Genomic DNA, 2,058 nt, shown 5'->3' on the forward strand with positions numbered 1-2,058 from the left:
CAATCTGGGCGACACTATATGTGCCGGCCATAAGCATCTCGTAGATCACGCGATGTTTATGCATCATCGATAACTTCGGGTAGTGCGATTGGTGCTGGATTTCAATTCCGGCTTGTCGCGCCCACCGCCTGACTGTTGGTTGGGGGATCGCTAAATCGCGCCCAACCGCGCTTGCTGATGCCCCGTTGGCAATGTGTTGAAGCGCAATGGGTTTGATGGCACTGTATTTCGTTCGGCGGGTTTGCTTCACTACTTCTCCTGGTCGAAAGTGGTGATGCATTCACCGCCTGAACCTACCTGGCAAAATTTGTGCTTGAAGTGTCATAAACCTAGTCAGTTTCTTTTTGGGCAAACTATCCAGCGGTCCCCCGGCCCCGCTACCCAATCAGCGGGCCGGCATTGCGCACATCCGCACGGAAAGTCACCCCACCTGCGGCTACCACGCGTTCGCGCTCGATGAGGATTGAACGGAGCGTCGATAAGCGAACTGCGTGCAATTCCACCTCTTTCCACACCACCCGCGCGACATCCAGCCCCGTTGCGCGCAGCGAACGCTCGCGGTAAGTCTCCCGCGTGAGCAGCTCGGACTGAGCCGCGGGCGTCGGCGCGACCTCGCTAGCCGAATACTTGATGTGGCCGTCGAATTCCACGACAAGCAGCAGGTCGGGGATATAAAAATCCACGCGGGCGAGAAAGTGTGGCGGATCGTGGCTGGTGCCGCGAGTCCAAATTTCGGCTTGCTCGTGGAACTTCAGTCCGAGCTCGAGAAGAGCGGCTTTAGTCAGCGCCTCACCGGGCGTTTCGCAACGACCATGACAGACCGCGAGCGCACGGTGAAACAGCTCTTGGCCCCGCACGCTGGGATAATGCACCGGGAGCTCCTCAAGCTGATCGCGCGTGGCGCCATGCCGCAGCGCACCCTCGACAGCCAACACCGCCGCCCGCCACGACACGGACTCCGGCCCCTTCTGCCTGAACCGGACGCGACACTCATCGAAGGCCGCACGCGCGAGCACCGCGACCCGCCGGTCCGCGAGCCCCTGCGTGTGATCCAGATGGATCTCCGAGCGCAAGCGCATGCAATAGTCGATGCCGTGGAACTGCTGGCTCCCGCCCACGACCACAATCTTCGCATCGCGCACCAGCACCCACGAACCGTGCAAGGCCAGCGCTGCAGCTCCCGAAATAATGCCTGACGACGTCTCGGAGACCACCGCCAAAGCAGTAATAGCCAGGCGTTTCTCGCGGTGGAGCCCCTCCCAGGCGTGCGCGACTACATAGTGACCTCGGCAAAGCCGCTCCAGATAACCGGCCCGCGCTTGCCTTGCGACCTCGCGGTATCCATTCCCCGGCTGGTCATCCGGCCTAATGATTCCAAACTGGTCCGCCACCAGTTGCTTGCGTTTCTTGTTGACCATTTCTCCCCCGCCCCGTGGTTGTTGTCCTGTGGCTGTTGCCCCGTGGTAGTTATTTCGTCCCTATTTTTGTGGCGCTGTTTTGTGGCTCTATTTCGTTGCCTTGGCTTGTGGCACTGTTTTGTGGCCCCTATTTAATAAGGCGCGGAAATTGCCCTCGCGGTTCCATTCCTTTTCGGCTGAGCACCCAGTCGGGGGAAAACTTTTGGGCCTTGCGTGGTTTTTGTAGTTTGCGTGGTTTACGGGACCCGTGTGACCGTGCCCCACGGTCCTTCTGAGCTTGAGGCCGAGCTAGTGCCCAAGTTACTGACTAGGTTTATGACACTTTCGTGGCAAATTTTGTGCGGTAGGTTCAGGCGGTGAATGCATCACCACTTTCGACCAGGAGAAGTAGTGAAGCAAACCCGCCGAACGAAATACAGTGCCATCAAACCCATTGCGCTTCAACACATTGCCAACGGGGCATCAGCAAGCGCGGTTGGGCGCGATTTAGCGATTCCCTCACCAACTGTCAGGCGGTGGGCGCGACAAGCCGGAATTGAAATCCAGCACCAATCGCACTACCCGAAGTTATCGATGATGCATAAACATCGCGTGATCTACGAGATGCTTATGGCCGGCTCATATAGTGTTGCCGAGATTG

At 58.4% G+C, this 2,058-nt stretch carries 1 protein-coding gene and 2 pseudogenes; 1 reads left to right on the top strand and 2 read right to left on the bottom strand.

Annotated elements, in window-relative coordinates:
* Together CORAM0001_RS11455 and CORAM0001_RS10810 are read right to left on the bottom strand one after the other, a co-directional pair.
* A pseudogene (locus CORAM0001_RS11455) lies at nt 1-250 on the bottom strand (IS30 family transposase); the annotation flags it as partial.
* A 127-nt stretch (nt 251-377) separates the two neighbouring features.
* Nucleotides 378-1,418, bottom strand: coding sequence for a hypothetical protein (locus CORAM0001_RS10810; protein WP_005512059.1), 1,041 nt, complete (start codon nt 1,416-1,418; stop codon nt 378-380).
* A 390-nt stretch (nt 1,419-1,808) separates the two neighbouring features.
* On the opposite strand from CORAM0001_RS10810, the pseudogene CORAM0001_RS11460 reads away from it, so the two are divergent.
* A pseudogene (locus CORAM0001_RS11460) lies at nt 1,809-2,058 on the top strand (IS30 family transposase); the annotation flags it as partial.

The organism is Corynebacterium amycolatum SK46, assembly GCF_000173655.1.
Lineage (GTDB): Bacteria > Actinomycetota > Actinomycetes > Mycobacteriales > Mycobacteriaceae > Corynebacterium > Corynebacterium amycolatum_A.